3 protein-coding genes are annotated in these 3,254 nt (G+C 70.3%); 1 reads left to right on the top strand and 2 read right to left on the bottom strand.

All coding sequences use genetic code 11. The features are described 5' to 3' along the window. Positions 1–258: sensor histidine kinase (locus tag ACV4UX_RS18030; RefSeq protein ID WP_491594663.1), on the top strand; the 258-nt coding region annotated here is incomplete at its 5' end. 167 nt (positions 259–425) lie between these two features. Here ACV4UX_RS18030 and ACV4UX_RS18025 read toward each other — a convergent pair. Together ACV4UX_RS18025 and ACV4UX_RS18020 are read right to left on the bottom strand one after the other, a co-directional pair. Beyond that, positions 426–2,558 carry a hypothetical protein gene (locus tag ACV4UX_RS18025; protein WP_491594662.1) on the bottom strand — a complete coding sequence of 711 codons (2,133 nt, stop codon included), beginning with the start codon at positions 2,556–2,558 and terminating at the stop codon, positions 426–428. Next, on the bottom strand, positions 2,555–3,254 hold a 700-nt coding region (locus ACV4UX_RS18020), incomplete at its 5' end, for a hypothetical protein (protein WP_491594661.1). The genes ACV4UX_RS18025 and ACV4UX_RS18020, both read right to left, overlap by 4 nt.

The following is a 3,254-nucleotide window of genomic DNA, read 5'->3' as shown; positions in this document are numbered from 1 at the left end:
CGCGACGGCGATTCCGCCGTTAGCAGCGTGGAGGACCACAGCCCAGGCCTGGAAGCGGCGGCCAGGCGCCGGGTCTTCGAGCCCTTCTTCACCACCAAGCCGCCGGGCGTCGGTACGGGGCTTGGGCTCTCGGTGTCCTATTTCATCGTGACGGAGAACCACGGCGGCAGCATGGACGTGGAGACCACGCCGGGAACGGGCGCGCGCTTCGTGGTGCGCCTGCCCCTGGCCGGGGCCGCGCCCTCTGAACCGCTCTGAGAAAGCTCAGCAGCCTGAACAATCCTCGCTGGTGCGGTGCAGGGAAAAAGCCAAACCCTCACGCCCAACCCTCACCTATGGGAAAAACGCTTCGGGCTTGGCATTTATCCGCGCCTTGCAGTGCGTGTTTTGAAAAGGCTGCTGAAATCGACCTGTTGGTCGGGCAGTCAGGGAGCGGGGGTGACGGCCACCCAGGCGGGATTGGCCGCGTTGAGGCAGAAGGCGGCCGTGCCCGAGAGACGCAGGGTGAGCGTCATGGGACCGCCCGGACAGACCCAGGCGAGCCGGGTCGGTTCGTCCATCACGTTGTCGAAGTTCTTCTCACCCACCTCGGCCAGGCCCGCCAGGGGCCTTGCAGGCTGGCCCGCTCCGTCCGAGAGCAGAGCCTCGAATCCGCCGGAGCCGCTGCTCTTCATCAGGTGAAACCAGGCCTCGAAGTCCAGGGGACCGGCTGGCGCGTCCAGCTCCAGGCGCAGCTCGCCCTCGCTGTGGCGATCGCTCACGCACCAGCAGTCGCGCCCGGGCACGCGCTCCAGGTTCTTTGTCCCACCGGCGCGCAGCGTCGCCCCGCCCTGTTTCTCCGGCGGCGCGCCCTCCAGCGAGGCGAGTTCCAGTACGGCCAAGGCGGGCTTGGGCCTGTAAAGGCTGAACGATCCCAGGGTGGACGCGTGTTGGTAGTGGCGGTCCAGGGTCTTGCGGAACTCCCTGGGGAGCAAGGTGGGGCTCAGCACCGTCAGGGGGAACGCCCTGCGTGATATGTCGTCCAGAAGCTGCCGTCCGGCCAGGGTCTCGCCGAGGGCCCAGGCGTGCGCGCCCAGTTCCACGGCGTCGAAGAGCCTGAGCTTTTCCAGGGGGACGTGGCGCAGGAAGGAGGGAGCGCCCTCGATGTCGGCCAGCACGGGGCCGGGGGACGCCTGGATTTCGCGGGTAAGCTCCCTGTTCGCGTCCTGTGCCTGGGCCAGTTCCAGCCGAAGCTTCTCTCCCCGCGCCGCCAGGGATTGTCCGGGCGGCGAGACGGGCAGCGCCAGCAGCAGCGCTGCCGCACAGGCCGCCTGGGCCGCCGGACCGAGCCGTGTGGCGCGGCCCAGGGAGCGGGCCGCCAGCACGCACAGGAGCCCCAGGGCGGAGAGGGGATAGTTGGCGTCTGCCCCCCAGGTGCCCAGCAGCACTGTGAGGAAGGGCAGGTTGACCAGGAAGACGGCCTCCTCCAGTTCGAAGCGCCGCTCCCGGATGCGTCCGGGCAGGAAGGCCAGCCACGCCAGGCAGAGGCTGCCGTTGGCGGCCAGGAACTCCGCCAGGCGGAATGCGCCCTGGCCGAGGGACGTGATCCCGGGGTTGGCGGCGATAAGCCGTGGATAGGCGATGGTGTGCGCGAAGACATCGCCCCCGGTGGCCAGGCCTTCCGCCAGCAGGGCCGAGGCGATCAGGACGGAAAACGCACCCCCCGCCAGGGCCAGGAGCCGCCAGCGGCGCGAAAGCGACAGGAAGAGCGCGCTGCCCAGGGTGAAGGAGAGCGATTGCTGCTTGGTCAGGTAGGCCAGGGCGAGCAGGCATCCGGCGCACAGGGCGAGGGGGGCGGTCCGGCGGCCGTCACGGTCGCGGTCCAGGGCCGTTTCCAGCAGGAGGAGCCCCCCGAAGGCCAGCACCCAGGCCAGCATGTCCGGGCGGGTGAAACGGGCGAAGGAGAAGGGCTCGGAGAGGGCCAGGGCCAGGGCCGTGAGCGCGGCCACCAGGGGCGATCCCCCACGCGACGAGCCCAGCCGCCAGATCAGGGCCAGGAGCAGGCCCGCCAGCAGGGCGTTGAGAAGGCGCGCCGTGGCGAAGAGCTCCTGTCCCAGGGAGTAGAGTCCGGCCAGGACCAGGTGGTAGAGCGGGTTGTAGAGCGTCACCAGAAGCTGGCGGCCGTCCAGGGGGGGATAGATGCCCTGGCCGTTCAGGAGCAACCAGGCTTTGCCGGGCTCGCGGCCGTCAAGGATGTTGACGGAGAAGGGATGGAACGCAGTGAAGGCCGTCTCCAGGGCCACCCGGGCCAGACCGTCCAGCCCGGCCAGGACGAAGAGGCATGCCCCGGCCAGGGCCAGGAGCGCCGCGCCGCGCTCCAGGAGCGACACGGCCGCGAGCTTCGAGGGTGCGGGCGGCAGGCGTCTGGCCAGGAGCGCGCCCAGGGCCGCCAAGGCGAGGAGCCCCGCCGCGCCCAGCGGGACCACGGCCCCCGCCGCCTCCCATGCCGTGCGCGCCAGCCAGGATGCGGCCAGGCAGGCCAGGGCTTCCCGGGGGCTCGGGCGAAGCGCCGGGGTCATCGCCACACTCCCAGCCCAGCCGAAAGGCGCAGCTCCAGGAAGGCCACGCTGAGGGGCGTGTCGTCGCCCGTGAAGGTGAAGTGGTTCACCAGGGGGTGCTCGATAACGATGGCGTTGAGCCCTGTTTTTCCGCGAAACTTCAGGGTGCCCTCAGCGCTGGGGGCCAACTCCTTGACACCGCGCAGGCCGGGATGGTCGGCCAGGGTTTCGCCGTTGAAGGATAAGCTGAGCCGCTGGCCATCCATGGGATTGGAAATCTTGTAGTCCAGGCGCACGTCGCGCGGGCTCTTCAACTCCAGGGCGATGATGGTGCGCGTGCCCCAGCCCCAGCGCCAGGCGCGATCCCCCTGGGATTCTGGGCCGTAGACCCCGGCGATGCGCAGGCCAGGTGGCAGTGACGCGTCGCGCACGAAATCGTGGACGAAGTTGTCTCGCAGATAATCAAGCCGCACGCGTTCCAGGACCGGGGCCGCCAGGAACAGGGCCAGGGCGAGGACCGCCACGGCGGCGCATCCCGCCGCGCTCCGGCGCAGGAGGCGTCTGCCACGGGCCACGCGCAGCCGTGCAGGGCCGTCCAGACGGGAGAACACCAGGGCATTGGCCTGCCGGAGGAGCCCCCGCGCTTCACCTGCGAGGCCTCGAGGGAGATCGGAGGCGGCACGCGCGGCCAACCCCTCGAAGCTCTCCAGAAGGGGA

It is taken from the genome of Fundidesulfovibrio sp., assembly GCF_058402725.1.
The sequence above is the reverse complement of the archived record's forward strand: the minus strand, read 5'-3'. Positions and strand labels throughout refer to the sequence as shown.

What these genes read in the sequence shown, in the direction of transcription:
- ACV4UX_RS18025 (WP_491594662.1), bottom strand. Translation starts at nt 2,558, where the DNA reads ATGACCCCGGCGCTTCGCCCGAGCCCCCGGGAAGCCCTGGCCTGCCTG.